The sequence below is a fragment of the Mesorhizobium sp. M0051 genome, from assembly GCF_040323235.1.
In the GTDB taxonomy this organism is placed as follows: Bacteria; Pseudomonadota; Alphaproteobacteria; order Rhizobiales; family Rhizobiaceae; genus Mesorhizobium.
In genome coordinates, this window is record NZ_JAMYUT010000030.1 from 34,478 (window position 1) to 53,265 (window position 18,788).

The 18,788-nt window shown below is 63.4% G+C and carries 18 protein-coding genes; 15 read left to right on the forward strand and 3 right to left on the reverse strand.

The window, feature by feature from the left end; translation table 11 throughout:
- Nucleotide 1: 1 nt before the first annotated feature.
- From NKJ90_RS26075 to NKJ90_RS26085, 3 genes are read right to left on the reverse strand one after another with little or no spacing between them, the layout of a single operon-like run.
- Nucleotides 2–967: a PDR/VanB family oxidoreductase gene (locus NKJ90_RS26075; RefSeq protein ID WP_031260149.1), complete on the reverse strand. Its 966-nt coding sequence runs from the start codon at nucleotides 965–967 to the stop codon at nucleotides 2–4.
- Nucleotides 964–1,560: a dimethylamine monooxygenase subunit DmmA family protein gene (locus NKJ90_RS26080; protein WP_023759018.1), complete on the reverse strand. Its 597-nt coding sequence runs from the start codon at nucleotides 1,558–1,560 to the stop codon at nucleotides 964–966. The genes NKJ90_RS26075 and NKJ90_RS26080 overlap by 4 nt, the downstream gene beginning before the upstream one ends.
- A gap of 41 nt (nucleotides 1,561–1,601) precedes the next feature.
- Complete coding sequence (locus NKJ90_RS26085) at nucleotides 1,602–2,735, reverse strand: aminomethyl transferase family protein (RefSeq protein WP_352487132.1); 1,134 nt, start codon at nucleotides 2,733–2,735, stop codon at nucleotides 1,602–1,604.
- Nucleotides 2,736–3,022: 287 nt separating this feature from the next.
- Between NKJ90_RS26085 and NKJ90_RS26090 the strand changes: the two genes are divergently transcribed.
- From NKJ90_RS26090 to NKJ90_RS26160, 15 genes are all read left to right on the forward strand, one after another.
- Complete coding sequence (locus tag NKJ90_RS26090; RefSeq protein ID WP_023759016.1) at nucleotides 3,023–3,310, forward strand: hypothetical protein; 288 nt, start codon at nucleotides 3,023–3,025, stop codon at nucleotides 3,308–3,310.
- A 12-nt stretch (nucleotides 3,311–3,322) separates the two neighbouring features.
- Nucleotides 3,323–3,700, forward strand: coding sequence for a hypothetical protein (locus tag NKJ90_RS26095; protein WP_023759015.1), 378 nt, complete (start codon nucleotides 3,323–3,325; stop codon nucleotides 3,698–3,700).
- A gap of 31 nt (nucleotides 3,701–3,731) precedes the next feature.
- A complete protein-coding gene (locus tag NKJ90_RS26100) occupies nucleotides 3,732–3,893 on the forward strand; it encodes a hypothetical protein (RefSeq protein WP_023759014.1) in 162 nt (53 codons plus the stop codon).
- A gap of 14 nt (nucleotides 3,894–3,907) precedes the next feature.
- Nucleotides 3,908–5,302 carry an APC family permease gene (locus NKJ90_RS26105; RefSeq protein WP_023759013.1) on the forward strand — a complete coding sequence of 465 codons (1,395 nt, stop codon included), beginning with the start codon at nucleotides 3,908–3,910 and terminating at the stop codon, nucleotides 5,300–5,302.
- A gap of 45 nt (nucleotides 5,303–5,347) precedes the next feature.
- On the forward strand, nucleotides 5,348–6,037 hold the full coding sequence (locus NKJ90_RS26110; RefSeq protein ID WP_023759012.1) for a hypothetical protein: 690 nt from the start codon (nucleotides 5,348–5,350) through the stop codon (nucleotides 6,035–6,037).
- On the forward strand, nucleotides 6,034–6,357 hold the full coding sequence (locus NKJ90_RS26115) for a hypothetical protein (RefSeq protein ID WP_023759011.1): 324 nt from the start codon (nucleotides 6,034–6,036) through the stop codon (nucleotides 6,355–6,357). The genes NKJ90_RS26110 and NKJ90_RS26115 overlap by 4 nt, the downstream gene beginning before the upstream one ends.
- 85 nt (nucleotides 6,358–6,442) lie before the next feature.
- Entirely contained in the window at nucleotides 6,443–7,339 is an 897-nt protein-coding gene (locus NKJ90_RS26120; protein WP_023759010.1) for a class II glutamine amidotransferase, read from the forward strand.
- A gap of 4 nt (nucleotides 7,340–7,343) precedes the next feature.
- Nucleotides 7,344–8,069 (forward strand): GltB/FmdC/FwdC-like GXGXG domain-containing protein, encoded by a 726-nt coding sequence (locus tag NKJ90_RS26125; RefSeq protein WP_023759009.1) that lies wholly within the window; start codon nucleotides 7,344–7,346, stop codon nucleotides 8,067–8,069.
- Nucleotides 8,070–8,075: 6 nt separating this feature from the next.
- Nucleotides 8,076–9,404, forward strand: a complete 1,329-nt coding sequence (locus NKJ90_RS26130; RefSeq protein ID WP_023759008.1) for an FMN-binding glutamate synthase family protein — start codon at nucleotides 8,076–8,078, stop codon at nucleotides 9,402–9,404.
- A gap of 63 nt (nucleotides 9,405–9,467) precedes the next feature.
- On the forward strand, nucleotides 9,468–10,775 hold the full coding sequence (gene glnT, locus NKJ90_RS26135; protein WP_023759007.1) for a type III glutamate--ammonia ligase: 1,308 nt from the start codon (nucleotides 9,468–9,470) through the stop codon (nucleotides 10,773–10,775).
- A gap of 36 nt (nucleotides 10,776–10,811) precedes the next feature.
- Nucleotides 10,812–12,065: a sarcosine oxidase subunit beta family protein gene (locus NKJ90_RS26140; protein ID WP_023759006.1), complete on the forward strand. Its 1,254-nt coding sequence runs from the start codon at nucleotides 10,812–10,814 to the stop codon at nucleotides 12,063–12,065.
- Nucleotides 12,066–12,082: 17 nt separating this feature from the next.
- Nucleotides 12,083–12,358: a sarcosine oxidase subunit delta gene (locus NKJ90_RS26145; RefSeq protein WP_023759005.1), complete on the forward strand. Its 276-nt coding sequence runs from the start codon at nucleotides 12,083–12,085 to the stop codon at nucleotides 12,356–12,358.
- Between the two features lie 202 nt (nucleotides 12,359–12,560).
- The gene (locus tag NKJ90_RS26150; RefSeq protein WP_352487134.1) at nucleotides 12,561–15,542 is read left to right on the forward strand and encodes a sarcosine oxidase subunit alpha; all 2,982 of its coding nucleotides are present in this window, start codon (nucleotides 12,561–12,563) and stop codon (nucleotides 15,540–15,542) included.
- A complete protein-coding gene (locus tag NKJ90_RS26155; RefSeq protein WP_023759003.1) occupies nucleotides 15,535–16,164 on the forward strand; it encodes a sarcosine oxidase subunit gamma in 630 nt (209 codons plus the stop codon). The genes NKJ90_RS26150 and NKJ90_RS26155 overlap by 8 nt, the downstream gene beginning before the upstream one ends.
- Before the next feature lie 149 nt (nucleotides 16,165–16,313).
- Complete coding sequence (locus tag NKJ90_RS26160; protein WP_023759002.1) at nucleotides 16,314–18,683, forward strand: trimethylamine N-oxide demethylase; 2,370 nt, start codon at nucleotides 16,314–16,316, stop codon at nucleotides 18,681–18,683.
- Nucleotides 18,684–18,788: the final 105 nt, after the last annotated feature.

The following is an 18,788-nucleotide window of genomic DNA, read 5'->3' on the forward strand; positions in this document are numbered from 1 at the left end:
CCTAGCGCTCCAGGACCAGCGACCGGCCCTCGAAGCGCGACACGCACGGCATGATCTTCTTGCCCGAACGGTGCTCTTCCTCGCTCAGCCAGTGGTCGTTGTGGATGAACCTGCCGTCCGAAGAGATGACGTTGGTTTCACACTGGCCACAGACGCCGCCGCGGCAGAGATAGGGTGGATCGACGCCGGCCGCCTCGATCGCCTCGAGAAGGCTCTGCTGCTCATCGACACGGATCGTCTTGGCGCTGACGGCAAGCGTCACGTCGAACGGCAGCCCGGGCTGGGGGGCCGCGAAATGCTCGAAATGCACGGTCTCCGTCGGCCAGCCGAGGCTTGCCGCGCGGTCACGCACCCAATTGATCATGCCGGCCGGGCCGCAGACATAGAGATGCGTGCCGAGCGGCTGCGTCGACAGCAAGCGGTCGAGCTCGATGCGTTCCTCGCGATCGTCGTGATAGAGCCTGATGCGACGGCCGTAGCGCTCGCGCAGCACATCGGCATAGGTGCCGAGCGATGCGGTGCGGCAGGTGTAGTGCAGCTCGAAATTGCCGCCTTCGGCCGCCAGTTGCGCGGTCTGCGCCATGAACGGCGTGATGCCGATGCCGCCGGCCAGCATCAGGTGCTTCCTGGCGCGCAGGTCAAGCGAGAATAGGTTGACGGGGTAGCTGACCACCATCTCCATGCCGGGGCGAACATGCCTGTGCATGAACAGCGAGCCGCCGCGGCCGACATCGTCGCGGCGCACCGAGATCGTATATTCGCGGGTGTCGAGCGGCGAGCCCATCAGCGAATAAGGATTGAGCCTGGTGCGCTCGCCGTCGCGCATCTCGACCACGACATGGGCGCCACCGGAAAAGATCGGCAAAAGCTCGCCGTCGCGGCGACGGAAATGGAAGCGGGTGACCAGGTCGTTGACCGGGACGACATCGCTGACGACGACGTCGAGTTTTGTTGTTCCGATGCTCATCGGAAGACCTCCTCCATCGGAGGAATCTCCGAGCGATCTTCCGCATTGATGCAGACGCCCTGGAAGGCGGCGATGCGCCGGGAATAGTGATCGCGCACCAGAAGCAGCAGCCCGCAATGCGCGCAGGTCGCCGGCTGCGTCGTCACATTCTCGGTGATGCCCTTGCAGTGAACGCACTGCATGCGCCGCGCCAGCGAGCCGCGGTGCTCGGTCTGGATCGAGGTGTGGTCGATGCCGGCTTCAAGCGCCACCTGCATCGCCTGGCCGATCAGGCCTTCTGTGCCGGCGAGATAGAGGCGCAGCCCCATATGCGCGTTGGCGAGTGTCTGCCTGAGCCGTGGCAGCAGGCTGGCGAAGGACGGGGCCTGATGAAACTGTGCCGGTTTCAGCATTTCGAGCGCGGCGATGTGTTTACCGTCAGAGCCAGGAATAAAGACGATTTCGGCCCCGTCGAAGAACCCGGCCGGCGCGCTGCCGGCCATGTCCCTTATCGCCAGCGCCCCTTCCGCATCCGCGATAAATAGATGATGCTTGCCCGGTTGCGGACCCAAGGTTCCGTAAACCGGCCGGCTGATGATGCTTTTGGCTGCCATTTAAGTCTTCGTGCCTCGAACCCCTCGCCGTTGACTATGCCTCAACCTTTCGCCGTGCGCTTTGTCTTCTTGGGATCATCGAAAGGGAGCGGCTGCGCAGTCGCCTTGATGGCACCGCTCTTGTTGCGGATTTCGAGCCTGGTGTCCTTGACCGCGCAATCGACGTCGAGCCGGGCGATGCCCATCGATTTCTCGACCAGCGGCGAATACATGGCGCAGGTCACCAAGCCGACCTTCTTTCCGTCGCGATAGACCGGCGCGCCTTCATCGGCGGGCTCCTTGCCGTCAAGCAGAACGCCATAGATCTTGAAGCGCTCCTTGCCCTTCAGGCGGTAGTGCTCCTCGGCGCCGCGAAAGCCCGTCTTGCCAGGGCTGACGGTGAAATCGAGGCCGAGTTCCCACAGCGTGTCGCCGGGGCCTTCATTGTCGAACGGATACTTTTGGGAATTGTCGTAGGGAGAAAAGAGCAGGTAACTTTCGACGCGCAGCATGTCGAGCGTGGTGAAGCGGCACGGAATGATGCCGGCGCTCTTGCCTTCGTCGAGGATCCTGTCCCAGATCGTGCCGGCATCCTGGCCGCGGCAGAAGATCTCGTAGCCGCGCTCGCCGGTGTAACCGGTGCGCGAAATCATCACCGGAAAGCCGAACAGCTGCGTCTGCATGTGGTGGAAATAGTTGAGGTCGCGGATGCCCGGCACATGCTTGGCCAGATAGTCGACCGATGTCGGGCCCTGCAGCGACAGATCGTGCAGATTGTCGTCGAAGCGCAGCGAGACGTCGCGTCCTACCGAAGCGCGCTGCAATTCCTCGTGGCCGGTGCCCGATCCGTGCACGACCATCCAGGCATTGGGGCCGGTGCGGTAGAGGATGCAATCGTCGGTGAATTTTCCGGCTTCGTTCAGCATGCAGGCATAGGCCGACTTGCCGGGATAGATCTTTTCGACATCGCGCGTCGTCGCCAGGTCGATCAGGTGCGAGGCATGCGGCCCGGTGATGTGGACCTTCTTGAGGCCGGAGACGTCCATCAGGCCAGCCTTGGTGCGGATGGCGATGTACTCCTCGTCGGCATTCTTGTCGTAGCTCCAGGCGGTTCCCATGCCGCTCCAGTCTTCGAGCTTCGAGCCGAGCGCGCGATGGCGATCCGCCAGGGCCGAAAATCTCCAGGATGCCGTCATCCGCACGTCCTCCGCTTCGAAAAATCTTTTGCCGTTCCCCGCTCCCTGCGCAGCGGCGGGAGCTTTGGCCGAATATTGACCGCAAACGTCAGGGCGCCGCAATACCCATAAGCAATTAATTTCATTGTGAGGCAAAATCCGTTGCGCGAAGCAAACGGTTAACCCGGCGTAAATCGCGCTTGACAATTGCGGGATTCGGACGGAATTTATGAAAAAAATTTCACTCTCTTGAAAGAGGGCGGCGAGCGGCCAATTCGGGGTCGAACGTTGGGAAAAGGGGAAAACCGATGTCAGACATGCACCGGCGCATCGAAGCGCTGTACCGTTCCGACGTGCGCGGGTCCGCGCTCCTGATCGTGTGCCTGTGGGCGACGATCCTCTTCGTCCTCTTCATGACGTGGCCGTACGTCCCGAACACGGGGATCAAGGCGGTCGTCGCCGCCGCCGCCGCTGCCGTGCTGATCTTCAACACGGCCGCCATCCTGGCGATGGTCAAGCACTACAAGGAAGACAAGGAATTCATCTACGGGCTCGATATCAAGAACGCCGACGCGTTCCGCAACCGCAAGTCCTGAGGGGTAGAAGAGATGCCGCGCTACACGCCACCGGAGCAGAGCAAGGCCGGGCAGGTTTTCGACATCGCCGTCGTCGTGGTCGCCATTTTCGTGGCACTGTGGCTGCCGCTCAAGCTGGGCCTTGCCGGTGCGGCAAAATCGATCGACGCGCTCGACGCCAAGACGTGGGAAGCGCTTGGCCAGAACCCGACCATGGCCTCGATCTGGGAAAAGCTCGGCTACACGCCCGAGACCGCGCATGACATCATCCAGAACCGCTTCCACTATGTCATCGACTGGCCGACGCTGATTATCATGGCCGCGGTGCTGATCGGCTATTTCGTCTTCCTGTTTCGCGCATCCGACCGCGAATATCGCGACGTCATCAACGAAAAATTCGACGACAAGTAAAAGCTTCGACGACAAAATTGGGGCACGCACCATGTGGACGGTACTCTCTTACGCATGCTGGGGCATCTCGATCGTGCTTGCCCTGTGGATGCTCTACGACTGGTTCAAGGTCGACACGACCTTCTCCGAAGAGGTGCTGACCTCGTCGCGCGAAGGTGAACTGGAAGCCGTTTCCGAAAAACACCGGATCTGAGTGGGGATTGAACAATGACGGTTACACTTGAACCGGCAATCCACGGAGACAGGGTTTCCCTGCTGCGCGTGCTTGGCCCGGCCCATGTCTGGGCGCTTGGCGTCGGCATCGTTCTCGTCGGCGAATTCACAGGCTGGAACTTTGCCGCCGACAAGGGCGGCGCGCTGGCAGCACTGATCGTCTGCTGGGTTGTCGGTTTGCTCTACACCTCGGTCGCGATGATCGATTCCGAGGTGACATCGACCGTCGCCGCCGCCGGCGGCCAATATGCGCAGGCCAAGCACATTGTCGGACCGCTGATGGCGTTCAATGTCGCGCTGTTCCTGGTCTTTGCCTACACCATGCTCGAAGTGTCCGACGCCATCCTGCTCGGCGACACCATCGTCGCCAAGGCAGGGGTCGAAGGGCTGACCCACAATTCCTTCATCGCCGCGACCATCGTCGTGCTGGCGTGGCTGAACTATCGTGGCGTGCTGATGACGCTCAACGTCAACTTCGTCATCACCGCAATCGCCTATATCTCGATCGTCATCCTGTTCTTCTCGGTCAGCCCGTGGACGCAGGGCGCCGTGCTGAAGCTCAACGAACTGGTCACCCCCGGCAATGCCCTGCCCTATGGCTGGATCGGTGTCATCGCCGCCTTCCAGTTCGGCATCTGGTATTATCTCGGCATCGAGGGCACCACGCAGGCCGCCGAAGAAGTGCGCTCGCCGGCCCGCTCGCTGCCTTACGGCACCATGGCCGGCATGATCACGCTTTTGATCGCCGCCGCCATGACCTGGTATGTCTGCGCCTCGATGATGCCGTGGGAATATCTGGGCATCACCTATTACCCGTTGTGGGACGCGGGCAAGCTGACCGGCAGTCCGCTGCTCGAGAACCTGCTGTTCGTCGCCACGCTGCTTGCCGCGCTGGCCTCGGCCAATGGCTGCATCAACGATGCGGCGCGCGCCTGGTTCTCGCTCGGCCGTGACCGCTATCTGCCGACCTGGTTCTCGGCCGTGCACCCGAAATATCGCACGCCCTACCGCTCGATCCTGTTCCTGCTGCCGATCGCGCTGGCCTTCGCCTTCATCGCCGACCTCAACCAGGCGATCACTTTCTCGATCCTGTCAGGCGTGCTGCAATACACGTTCATGAGCATCAACATCGTCATGTTCCGCAAGAAGTGGCCGCTGGGCTCTATCCGCCGCGGCTACACGCACCCGTTCCATCCGATCCCGGCCGTCGTGCTGTTTTGCCTTTGCGTGGTGACCTTCTTCGCCATCTTCCTCGGCTTCGGTTCGCAGCTGATCGCCATGGTCGCCTTCTACTTCTTGATCTCGCTGTGGTTCCATTTCTACCGGTACAGATTCGTGCGGCGCGGCGATCAGTTCACCATGCCGTGGCCGAAGCCGCAGGGGTATTGATGGGAGCAGGCCTGTCCGGACTCCGGGCGGGCCCGGCATGAGAAAATGTCCGAGGTGACACCAGCACTGCTTGCCGGGGCCATTGTCCTGGCTCTCGTCCTCCACCTTGCCTGGCTGGCGCGCATCGGCCGCAAAAGGGCCTCGGCTGCGCTCGCCGTCGAGCAGGGCCGTGTCCGCACAGTCATCGCCGACGCAGCCGATGTTTCGGACGGCACCGCCGGCGTCATCACCTGGCAAGGATCATGGAGAGGCCGGCGCGTGCAGGTACGCACCATCGTCGATACGCTGGCGACGCGGAAACTGCCGGCGCGCTGGCTCAGTGTTTCGGTCACCGAAGCGGTGGCGGTGCCAGCTACGTTCGACATGATGATGCGGCCGGGCTCGCCGACGACCTTCTCCAATTTCGATCACCTTGAGCATACGCTGCCGAAGGCCCCGGGATTTCCTGCCGAGGCGGTGCTGCGCACCGACCGCAGGGCGGCGCGCTTTCCCCAGGGCCTCATCGCCAGCCATATCGAGATCTTTGCCGAGGGCCGCGCCAAGGAACTGCTGATCACCCCGAACGGAGTGCGTATCGTCTGGCTGCTGGCCGAGGCCGAACGGGCACGCTACGGCGTTTTCCGGCAAGCCGAATTTGGCGGCACCACACTCGATCCAGCATTGATCGAAAGATTGCTGGTATCGGTGTCGGCGCTGCGCGACGCCATCAACAAAACCGAACGGCAGGCCGCATGACCAGTTCCATCCCCGCACCCACCAATCCCTATCTGGTCCTCGGCGCCGCAATCATGCTGCCGGCAAGCGGACATGTCATTCTCGGCGTGCCGGTGCGCGGCCTGCAGTTCCTCTTCTTCATGGTGATCCTGGCATGGGTCACGGCCAAGATCGCGCCGCCTGATGCCAGCTTCGTCGGCCGCCATGCCGGCGGCTTCCTGATCTATGCCCTGTCGATCCTCGACGCCTACAAGATCGCCCGCATCCGCACCGCCAAATGGGTTCACAATGCGCGGACGGGCAGCGATAATTCGCATGGCGGCATTACGCCACGCACGTAATCAGAGGAAAATTTTTTTCATAGCATTGAATTTTGCCAACGCATTCGATACATCATCTCATAGTTACAAACGTTGGGAGGCTGACATGTGTGGGATTGTCGGACTGTTTTTGAAAGACAAGGCGCTGGAACCCCAGCTTGGGGCGATGCTGTCGCAGATGCTGATCTCGCTCAGCGATCGCGGCCCGGACAGCGCCGGCATCGCCATCTATGGCGCGCCTTCCAAAAACGAGGCCAAGATCACCATCCAGTCAGCCAAGCCGGAGCGCGATTTCCGCGGCCTCGAGGCGGAACTCGCCAGGGCCATCGGCACACCGGTGACGATCGCGGTGAAATCCACCCATGCGGTCGTCAGGACCACGCCTGCCAAGATCGACGAAGCGCGCGAAACCATCCAGGCGCTACGCCCCGACATCCGCATCATGGGCGCCGGCGACGTTGTCGAGATCTACAAGGAAGTCGGCCTGCCCGAGGCCGTCGTCGATCGCTTCGATGTTCGCAAGATGACCGGCACGCATGGCATCGGCCACACCCGCATGGCGACGGAATCGGCAGTGACGACGATGGGCGCGCATCCGTTCTCGACCGGCGCCGACCAGTGCCTGGTGCACAATGGTTCGCTTTCCAACCACAACAATGTCCGCCGCGAGCTGATCCGCGAAGGCATGACTTTCGAGACCGAGAATGACACCGAGGTCGCCGCCGCCTATCTCTCGTCGCAGATGGCGCATGGCAAGAATCTCGGCGAGGCGCTGGAAGGCACGCTCTCCGATCTCGACGGCTTCTTCACCTTTGTCGTCGGCACCAAGAACGGCTTTGGCGTGGTGCGCGACCCGATCGCCTGCAAGCCCGCCGTGATGGCCGAGACCGACCAGTATGTCGCCTTCGGCTCGGAATATCGCGCGCTGACCAAACTGCCCGGCATAGACAATGCGAGGGTCTGGGAACCCGAGCCCGCAACCGTCTATTTCTGGGAGCACTGAGTTCATGCCGGCAATCAACCTTTCAAAGATGACGGCGCACGACCCTCGGGTCTTCGATCTCGATCAGCTGTCGCTGCGCGAACTCAACCAGGCACTTCACAATCTGGCTCCCGGCTCGAATGAAACAGCCTGGGAGGTGCTCCATCCGAAAGGCAGTCATTCGGTCGCCGTTGGCGTCGACCAGCCTGTCGCCATCGATGTGCGCGGCAGCGTCGGCTATTACTGCGGCGGCATGAATTCCGGCAGCACGATTACCGTGCATGGCTCGGCGGGTCCCGGCGTCGGCGAGAACATGATGTCGGGGTCGATCACCATCAAGGGTGACGCCAGCCAGTATGCCGGCGCCACCGGCAGGGGCGGCCTGCTGGTCATCGAGGGCAACGCCTCGTCGCGCTGCGGCATCTCGATGAAGGGGATCGACATCGTCGTTCACGGCAATATCGGCCACATGTCTGCGTTCATGGCGCAGTCCGGAAATCTGGTGGTGCTTGGCGACGCCGGCGACGCGCTGGGCGATTCCATCTACGAGGCGCGGCTGTTCGTGCGCGGCAAGGTCGACAGCCTGGGTGCCGACTGCATTGCCAAGGAGATGCGGACCGAGCATCTGGAATTGCTGCAGGGCCTGCTCGACCGCGCCGGTGTCACCGGCGTCAATCCCTCGGAATTCAAGCGCTACGGCTCGGCGCGCACGCTCTACAATTTCAATATCGACAACGCCGACGCGTATTGAGGCAGCATGACCTACAGGAACCCGCCGACGACGCCGCGCAAATCCGCGACCTTCGACGACTATACGCTTTCCGAAATTCGCCGTGCCGCGGCGACCGGCATCTATGACATCCGTGGTGGCGGTGCCAAACGCAAGCTGCCGCATTTCGACGACCTCCTGTTCCTCGGCGCCTCGATCTCGCGTTACCCGCTCGAAGGCTATCGCGAACGCTGCGACACCAGCGTGGTGCTGGGTTCGCGCCACGCCACGAAGCCTATCGAGCTGAAGATCCCGATCACCATCGCCGGCATGAGCTTTGGTTCGCTGTCGGGGCCTGCTAAGGAAGCACTTGGGCGCGGCGCGACGCTGGCCGGCACCTCGACCACCACGGGCGATGGCGGCATGACCGAGGAGGAGCGCGGCCATTCCAAGCAGTTGGTCTATCAATATCTGCCCTCCCGCTACGGCATGAACCCGCGCGATTTGCGCCGGGCCGATGCCATCGAGGTGGTCGTCGGCCAAGGCGCCAAGCCCGGCGGCGGCGGCATGCTGCTTGGCCAGAAGATCTCGGATCGCGTCGCGGAAATGCGCACGCTGCCGAAAGGCATCGACCAGCGCTCCGCCTCGCGCCACCCGGACTGGACCGGACCCGACGATCTCGAGATCAAGATTCTCGAACTGCGTGAAATCACCGACTGGGAGAAGCCGATCTACGTCAAGGTCGGCGGCGCGCGGCCCTATTACGACACTGCGCTTGCCGTGAAGGCCGGCGCCGATGTCGTCGTCGTCGACGGCATGCAGGGCGGTACCGCCGCGACGCAGGAAGTGTTCATCGAAAATGTCGGCCAGCCGACACTTGCCTGCATCAGGCCGGCCGTGCAGGCGCTGCAGGATCTCGGCATGCACCGCAAGGTGCAGCTGATCGTCTCCGGCGGCATCCGCAACGGCGCCGATGTCGCCAAGGCGCTGGCCCTCGGCGTCGATGCGGTCTCGATCGGCACGGCTGCCCTTGTCGCGCTCGGCGACAACGATCCCCACTGGGAGGCGGAGTATAACGAACTCGGCACCACGGCCGGCGCCTATGACGATTGGCACGAGGGGCGCGACCCGGCCGGCATCACCACGCAGGACCCGGAACTGATGAAGCGGGTCGATCCCATCGCCGCCGGACGCAGGCTGGCGAATTACCTCAAGGTGATGACGCTCGAGGCGCAGACCATTGCGCGCGCCTGCGGCAAGAACAGCCTGCACAATCTCGAGCCCGAGGACCTTGTCGCGCTGACGATCGAGGCAGCCGCCATGGCCGGCGTGCCGCTGGCCGGCACCAACTGGATACCGGGGAAGAACGGCTTCTGATCAACGAAGGGCCGAAGCCCACATGCTCTGGAGCCAACAATCGACAAAAAATGGGGAACTGCGGTGACACTTGATCTTGCTGAATTCGCAAGGGCGAAAAACGTCAAATACTTCATGATTTCCTACACCGACCTGTTCAGTGGCCAGCGTGCCAAGCTGGTGCCGGCGCAGGCGATCGCCGACATGCAGAAGGATGGCGCCGGCTTTGCCGGCTTCGCCACTTGGCTCGATCTGACGCCGGCGCATCCCGACATGCTGGCGGTGCCGGACCCGACTTCGGTCATCCAGCTGCCGTGGAAGCCTGAGGTGGCCTGGGTCGCAGCCAACTGCATCATGGACGACAAGGAGGTCGACCAGGCGCCGCGCAACACGCTGAAGCGGCTGGTCGCGGAAGCCGCCAGTGATGGCATGCATGTCAAGACCGGCGTCGAGGCCGAGTTCTTCCTGATTTCCCCGGACGGCAAGACGATCTCCGACGAATACGATACGGCGTCGAAACCTTGCTACGACCAGCAGGCGGTGATGCGCCGCTACGATGTCATCGCGGAAATCTGCGACCACATGCTCGCGCTCGGCTGGGGCGCCTACCAGAACGACCACGAGGACGCCAACGGCCAGTTCGAAATGAACTGGGCCTTCGACGATGCGTTGGCGACCGCCGACAAGCACTCCTTCTTCAAATTCATGGTCAAGTCGATCGCGGAAAAGCATGGCCTGCGCGCCACCTTCATGCCCAAACCCTTCCAGGGACTGACCGGCAATGGCTGCCATGCCCATATCTCGGTGTGGGACAAGGCCGGCAAGACCAACGTCTTCGCCGACAATGCGATGGAACTCGGCCTGTCGGCGAAGGGCAGGAATTTCCTCGGCGGCATCATGAAGCATGCCTCCGCGCTGGCCGCCATCACCAACCCGACAGTCAATTCCTACAAGCGTATCAACGCGCCGCGCACCATTTCGGGTGCCACCTGGGCACCGAACACGGTGACCTGGACCGGCAACAACCGCACCCACATGGTGCGCGTGCCCGGTCCCGGCCGCTTCGAACTGCGCCTGCCGGATGGTGCCGCCAACCCTTATCTGCTGCAGGCGGTCATCATCGCGGCCGGCCTCGACGGCATCCGCTCGAAAGCCGATCCGGGCAGGCGCTACGACATCGACATGTACCAGCACGGCCATACGGTGGAGGGCGCGCCGAAGCTGCCGCTTAACCTGCTCGATGCGTTGCGCGAGTTCGACAACGACAAATCGCTCAAGGCGGCGCTGGGTGAGGAATTTTCGTCGGCCTACCTAAAGCTGAAGCACCAGGAATGGAATTCCTATGCTTCGCACTTCACGCAATGGGAGCGCGACCACACGCTGGATATTTAACAACCTGCGTGGTGCGAGCGGCCTCGGAATGAATTGATGAAATATTCTATCTTCTCGCTCGTCCGCGCCGCCCTTTCCGGCCACAAGAACTGGCAACGCACATGGCGCGACGCCACGCCGAAGGATCACTACGACGTGGTGATCATCGGCGGCGGTGGCCACGGGCTGGCAACCGCCTGGTTCCTGGCCAGCGAGTACGGCATCAGAAACGTCGCCGTGCTCGAGAAAGGCTGGATCGGCTCCGGCAATGCCGGCCGCAACACCACCATCATCCGCTCCAATTACGGCCTGCCCGGCAACACCGGCTTCTACGAACTGTCGATGAAGCTGTGGGAGCGGATGGAGCAGGACCTCAACTACAACACGATGGTCAGCCAGCGCGGCGTCATTAACCTCTACCACTCCGACGCGCAGCGCGACGCCTATGCACGGCGCGGCAACACGATGCGCATCAACGGCATCGATGCCGAACTGCTCGACCTCGCCGCGGTCAGGAAGATGATACCGTTCCTGAACTTCGATAATGCGCGCTTTCCCGTGCAAGGCGGGCTCCTGCAGCGGCGCGGCGGCACGGCGCGCCACGATGCGGTGGTCTGGGGTTATGCACATGCGGCAAGTGCGCTCGGCGTCGACGTCATCCAGAATTGCGAAGTGACGGGCTTCACCCGTGATGCCAACGGCAAGGTGACCGGCGTCGAGACATCGCGTGGCAAAATCGGTGCCGGTAAGGTCGGCATGGCCGTCGCCGGCAGTTCGTCGCGCGTCGCGGCGATGGCCGGCCTGCGCCTGCCGATCGAAAGCCATGTGCTGCAAGCTTTCGTCTCCGAGGCGATCAAGCCGCTTATCCCCGGCGTCATGACCTTCGGCGCCGGCCATTTCTATGTCAGCCAATCCGACAAGGGCGGCCTGGTCTTCGGCGGCGACATAGACGGCTACAATTCCTACGCCCAGCGCGGCAACATGCCTGTGATGGAGGACGTCTGCGAGGGCGGTATGGCGCTGATGCCGATGATCGGCCGTGTGCGTCTTTTGCGCCAGTGGGGCGGCATCATGGACATGTCGATGGACGGCTCGCCGATCATCGACAAGAGCCCGGTGGACGGGCTCTACATCAACGCCGGCTGGTGCTATGGCGGCTTCAAGGCGACGCCGGGCTCGGGCTTCGTGTTCGCCCACCTTCTGGCCCGCGATGAATCGCACGGAGAAGCTGCAAGGTTCCGCCTCGACCGGTTCCGGACTGGTGCGATGATCGACGAAAAGGGCCAGGGCGCCCAACCGAACCTGCATTGAAGGCGGTCTAGAACAGCATGCGCATTGTCTGTCCCTTCTGCGGCGAACGTGAACTCGGCGAGTTCACCTATCTCGGCGACGCCAAGCCGGTGCGGCCCGAAGCCGGCGCCTCACAAGACGAGGTCTTCGACTATGTCTATCTGCGCGACAACGTCGCCGGGCAAACCAGCGAATACTGGTACCATGGCGACGGCTGCCGGGCCTGGCTGAATGTCACCCGCAACACGCTGACGCACGAAATTTCGGCGGTAGAGCCGGCGACCGGCGCTGGGGCGAGGCAGGTCGCGAAATGAGTTTTCCTGTCGAGACCATAGCCGTCGCGAAAAGCGCCAGCGCTCCACCTCCCCCTTGTGGGGAGGTCGGACCGCAGGTCCGGGTGGGGGGCGGTGCCGCACCCCCACCGCGCTGCTGCGCAGCGACCCTCCCCACAAGGGGGAGGGTAAGAGGCGGCGCAACCGTCTCGCATTTCATCGAACTCACGGAAGGCCGGCAGTCGTGACGTCGTCCCAATCCCATCGCCTCACATCCGGCGGTCTCATCGACCGCTCGGCGCGGCTCACCTTCCGCTTCGACGGCAAGGCTTTCTCCGGCTTCCAGGGCGACACGCTGGCCTCGGCGCTGATCGCCAATGGCGTCAAGCTGGTCGGCCGCTCGTTCAAATACCATCGCCCGCGCGGTATCCTCACCACCGGCTCGGAAGAGCCCAACGCGCTGGTCGAACTGCGCACAGGCGCTCGGCGCGAGCCGAACACCAAGGCGACCACGGCCGAACTCTATGACGGGCTGGAAGCCGCGAGCCAGAACCGCTGGCCGTCGCTGCGCCACGATGTAATGTCTGTGAACCAGCTGTTCGCGCCGATCTTCGTCGCCGGCTTCTACTACAAGACCTTCATGTGGCCGGCGAAGTTTTGGGAAGCGATCTATGAGCCGGCGATCCGCCGTGCCGCCGGCCTTGGCCGCGCCGCCGGCGTCGCCGATCCCGACCACTACGACAAGGCTTGGGCACACTGCGATGTGCTGATCGCCGGCTCAGGTCCGGCCGGTCTGGCCGCGGCATTGGCCGCCGGCCGCTCTGGCGCCCGCGTCATCCTGTGCGAAGAAGATTTCACGCTTGGCAGCCGTCTGCTGTCGGACGGCGGCACGATCGATGGCTTGCCGGCAGCCGAGTGGCTGTCTCGGTCATTGGCAGAACTGGCTGATATGCCCGACGTCCGCACCATGACCCGCACGACATTGTTCGGCGTCTACGACGGCGGCACGTATGGTGCGATCGAGCGGGTCAACGACCATTTGCCGTCGCCGCCCGAGCATCAGGTGCGTCAGCGCCTGTGGCGGATCGTGGCCAAGCGCTGCATCGTCGCGGCCGGCGCCATCGAACGGCCGATCGTCTTTGCCGGTAACGACACGCCCGGCGTGATGATGGCCTCCGCCATGCGAACCTACATCGCGCGCTACGCTGCAACGCCGGCCAGACGCATCGCGCTGTTCACCAACAATGAGGATGGCTGGCGCACGGTCGAGACCGCGCTTGGCGCCGGACTGCAGATCGCGGCGGTCATCGATGCGCGCCCTGATGTATCTCCAGCCCACCGATCGCTCGCCTCCAGGGGTGGCTTCGCGGTGCTGCACGGCTCCGTCAGTGGTGTCGAGGGCGGCAAGGGCGGCGTCAGGAAAATCGCGGTGTCGCTGACGGGCGGCGCTCGCGCCGAGGTCGAAGCCGACGGCCTCGCCGTTTCCGGTGGCTGGAACCCGGCTGTCGGGCTGACCTCGTATCATCGCGGACGGCCGAAATGGCGTGACGACATCGCCGCCTTCGTGCCGGACGGCGTTCCTCCAGGCATGATTGCCGCCGGCGCCGCGAACGGCGACTTCGGGCTCGGCGCCTGCCTGAGCCAGGGATTTGCCGCCGGCATGGCCGCGGCGCGTGACGCGGGGCACAATGGGATGGCGGGCGCCGTTCCTGTCGCCGACGACGAGGCCTTTTCACTGACACCGCTCTGGCATGTCGCCGGAAAGGGAAAGGCCTTCGTCGACTACCAGCACGACGTCACCGCTTCCGACATCGAACTGGCGCAGCGCGAGGGCTTTGAATCGATCGAGCACCTGAAGCGCTACACGACGCTCGGCATGGCGACCGACCAGGGCAAGACCTCAAATGTCGCCGGCCTCGCCATCATGGCTGCGATCAGCGGCCGCTCCATTCCCGAGACCGGGACGACGATCTACCGGCCTCCTTATGTGCCGGTCGCCATAGGCGCCTTCGCCGGCCATCATCGCGACGAGACTTTCCACGCCACAAGACTGACGCCGTCGCATCACTGGGCGGCCGAACAGGGTGCGATCTTCGTCGACACCGGCCTGTGGAAGCGTGCGCAATGGTATCCGCGCGCCGGCGAAAAGGACTGGCTGGAATCGGTGACCCGCGAGGTCAAGGCGGTGCGCGGCGGCGTCGGCTTCTGCGATGTCTCGACGCTCGGCAAGATCGACGTGCATGGCCCGGATGCCGGCGCCTTCCTCGACCGCGTCTACATCAACACCTTCTCCAGCCTTGCGGTGGGAAAAGCCCGCTACGGGCTGATGCTGCGCGAGGACGGCATCGTCTACGATGACGGCACCACGTCGCGGCTGGCCGAGGATCATTATTTCCTGACCACCACCACCGCCAAGGCCGGCCTGGTGATGCAGCATCTCGAATTCTGCCGGCAGGTACTGTTCCCGGACCTCGATGTGCAACTGACCTCCGTCTCCGACCAGTGGGCGCAATTCTCGATCGCAGGCCCGAAAACGCGCGACCTGCTCAGGGAGATCGTCGACCCGGCGGAAGACCTTTCAAACGAGGGTTTCCCGTTCATGGGCGCACGCGAAGTCGCCCTTCGCGGTGGCCTCAAGGCGCGGCTGTTCCGCATCTCGTTCTCCGGTGAAATGGCCTTCGAGATTTCGGTGCCGGCACGCTTCGGCGACGCCATGGCGCGCAATCTGATGCTGGCCGGCACGCCATTCGGCGTCACACCCTACGGCACCGAGGCGCTCGGCGTCATGCGCATCGAAAAGGGGCACATCGCCGGACCGGAACTGAGCGGCACGACGACGGCGGCCGATCTCGGCTTGGGCAAGATGATGTCGACCAAGAAGGACTATATCGGCCGCGTCATGGCGGGGCGCGAGGCGCTGGTCGCGCCGGATCGCCAGGTCGTTGTCGGCGTCAAGCCGGCCGACAAGGCCCGCCGCTTACGCTCCGGCGCGCACGTCATTCCGAAAGGGCAGACACCTGGCCCCGGCAACGACCAGGGCTATGTCACCTCGGTCTGTTTCTCGCCGACATCGGACCAATGGATCGGGCTCGCACTTGTCGAACGCGGCCGCGAGCGCATCGGCGAGATCGTACACGCGCATGACCCATTGCGCGGCGAGGACTATGATGTCGAGCTGTGCAATCCCGTCTTCTACGATCCCGATGGAGGGCGCCAGCGTGGCTGAGTTTTCCTGGGCTCCCCGCAGCCCCCTCGAGCACGCGCTGGTCGCCGGTCGGCATGGTGCAAGCAGCATCGAGGCCGGCGTTTGGCTGACCGAGATACGCAACTTCGACCTGATCCAGGTGATGGCGCGGCGCGGCCAAGCGGCCGAACTGGCAAAGGCGGCCATGGCCCGCTTCGACGTGGCGGCCCCGGATGCGCCGAAGGCGATACAGGCTCAGGAGGCCACGCTTATCTGGTCGGGACCGGATCAGTTCTTCGTCCTGTCGAAGGGCGGCAAGCACGCAATGGATACGCTGGCGCCGGCATTGTCCGGTGCCGCCTCGCTGTCCGACCAGTCGCATGCGCGCGCCATGATCAGCATTTCCGGAGCAAAGGCCCGGATGATGCTGGTGAAACTGTCGTCGATCGATCTGCACGCGGGAGCATTTCCGATCGGCGCTGCCGCCGCAACCTCGATGGACCACACCAGCGTCACGCTCTGGCGCGGCGGCGATCGTCCGGATGGGCTGGCGGTGTTCAATCTGCTGGTGTTTGCGACCTTTGCCGAAAGCCTTTGGCACACGATGCTCGACTCGGCTGCGGAATATGGAGTTGCTGTCAGCCATTCCGCAGAACTGGCGTAGCGGTCTTCTCTTCTCCCCTGTGGGTCCCACAGGGGGAGAAGGGGGAGCCAGCATCACCTCCGCCTTGCCAAACCCAACCGCACTGCTATTCTTGCTGCTAAAATAATTTTACACACAGGCAAACTTGTTTCTCGAACCGCAAGGCAGAGATGAGCCAGTCGCCCTACCCCGCAATTGCAGCCGGACCGCCCCGGCCGAGCCTCATCCTGAGGCCCGGCCAGATTGCGCTGCCGCCGGGCATGGAGCGTTATACGATCCAGGGCAACGGCGCGGTGCTGATCGACATCGAGGCCGGCGATACGATCACCGTGCGCAATGTCGAGGGCGGCCAGGCCTGCGAATTGCTGGCCTGGGACAAGACCGGCGCGACCGGCTCCGACATTTTTGGAGAAACATCGAACAGCAATGCGGCCGGCATCAAGGCGCTGCTGGCCGAGGGCGACGATAGTCTCGCATCCCTGCGGGGCGGGCTCGCGCGCCGGCAGGTGCATCTGGACCAGGCCAAGGCGGTGCGCGTGTTCGGCGGTTCCACGCCTGCCGGCACCGAGCAGGCTTTCACCGTCGCGCGCGACGGCTCGATGGTCGTCGCCGCGCCCGGCGGGCCGATGCTGGTCGATGGCCATGACACGGCGACTCCGCTCACGGTTATCGTGCGCCGCGCCACGATCCGCCCGGCGGCGAAATCGCAACTGGCCGATCCGCTGGCCGATCCGGTGCTGGATTTGCGCGTACATTCGGCGACGGCGCAGTCCTATTTCGTCAAGGCGGGCGACTATCTGCAGATCATCGATGTCGATGGGCGCCAGTGCACCGACTTCCAGTGCTTTTCGGCGCGCAAGCTGGACAAGGGCTTCGACCAGCCACTCGACGTGACGACGACCCGCACGCTGATGGGTGCGAGCTATCCGATGCCCGGCCTGCATTCGAAATATTACGACCAGGACATGGAGCCGCTGGTCGAAGTGGTGCAGGACACATGCGGTCGGCATGATGCGTTCGCGCTCGCCTGCGCAGCCAAATATTACGACGATATCGGCTATCCCGGCCACGCCAACTGCTCGGAGAATTTCAATCGCGCGCTGGCGGACAGAGGCGTCAATCCTCGTGCCGGCTGGATGGCGATCAACTTCTTCTTCAACACCGCGATCGACGCGCGTGGCGTGATGGTGTCCGATGAGCCATGGTCGCGGCCCGGCGACTATGTGCTGCTGCGCGCGCTCACCGACATCGTCTGCGTTTCCTCCGCCTGTCCCGACGACACGACGCCGGCCAATGGCTGGAACCCGACCGACATCCATGTGCGCACCTATTCCGGCCAGCACAAATTCTCGCGAGCGATCGCCAGACGCATGACGCCTGATTCGGAACCGAAAATGACCCGCGAGACCTCCTTTCATTCGAGCTTTGCCAAGCACACCCGCAACTTCCAGGAGTACAGGGGCTACTGGCTGGCCAACTCCTTCGCCAAGGACGGACCGATCGCCGAATACTGGGCCTGCCGGCAGGATGCGGTGATCATGGACCTGTCGCCGCTGCGCAAGTTCGAGGTCACTGGTCCCGACTCCGAAGCGCTGCTGCAGTACACGCTGACCCGTGACGTCAAGAAGCTCGGCGTCGGCCAGGTCGTCTATTCCGCCATGTGCTACGAGCATGGCGGCATGATCGATGACGGCACGTTGCTGCGCCTCGGCAAGGATAATTTCCGTTGGGTCGGCGGCGATGATCTGTCCGGCGAATGGCTGCGCGAGACAGCGGCAAAGCTGGGGCTCAACGTGCTGGTGCGTTCCTCCACCGACCAGATGCACAATGTCGCCATGCAAGGGCCGAAGAGCCGCGACATCCTGCGTGAAGTCATCTGGACGTCGCCGCTGCAGCCGTCGATCGACGAGCTCGAATGGTTCCGTTTCGCCGTCGCCCGCATCGGTGGGGGCAACGGCATTCCGGTCGTCGTCTCGCGCACCGGCTACACCGGCGAGCTCGGCTACGAGATCTGGTGCCATCCGCGCGACGCCGAAAAAGTGTTCGACGCTATCTGGGAGGCCGGCCAGCCGCACGGATTGAAGCCGATGGGGCTGCAGGCACTCGACATGGTGCGTATCGAGGCCGGGCTGATCTTCGCCGGCTACGAATTCTCCGACCAGACCGATCCGTTCGAGGCCGGCATCGGTTTTACCGTGCCGCTGACAAGCAAGACCGATGACTTCATTGGCCGCGAGGCGCTGATCCGCCGCAAGGAGCACCCGCAGACGAAGCTGGTCGGGCTCGACATCGACGCCAATGTCGCAGTCGGCCACGGCGACTGTGTGCATGTCGGCCGCGCCCAGATCGGCGTCGTCACCTCAGGGATGCGTTCGCCGGTGCTGAACAAGAACATCGCATTGGCCAGGCTCGACGTCACTCATTCGGCGATTGGCACCGAGGTCGAGATCGGCAAGCTCGATGGCCATGCCAAGCGGCTGCCGGCGCGGGTCGTTGCCTTCGCACATTACGATCCGCAGAAGATAAAACCGCGCTCATGAGGACCGTTTTCATGACAAACAGGTCGGCCGGTCTGTAATTTCACTGGTCGCGTGAATCCTACGCTCACAAGCGTGATGTGCATGGCTTCACAAAACGCTTGACCT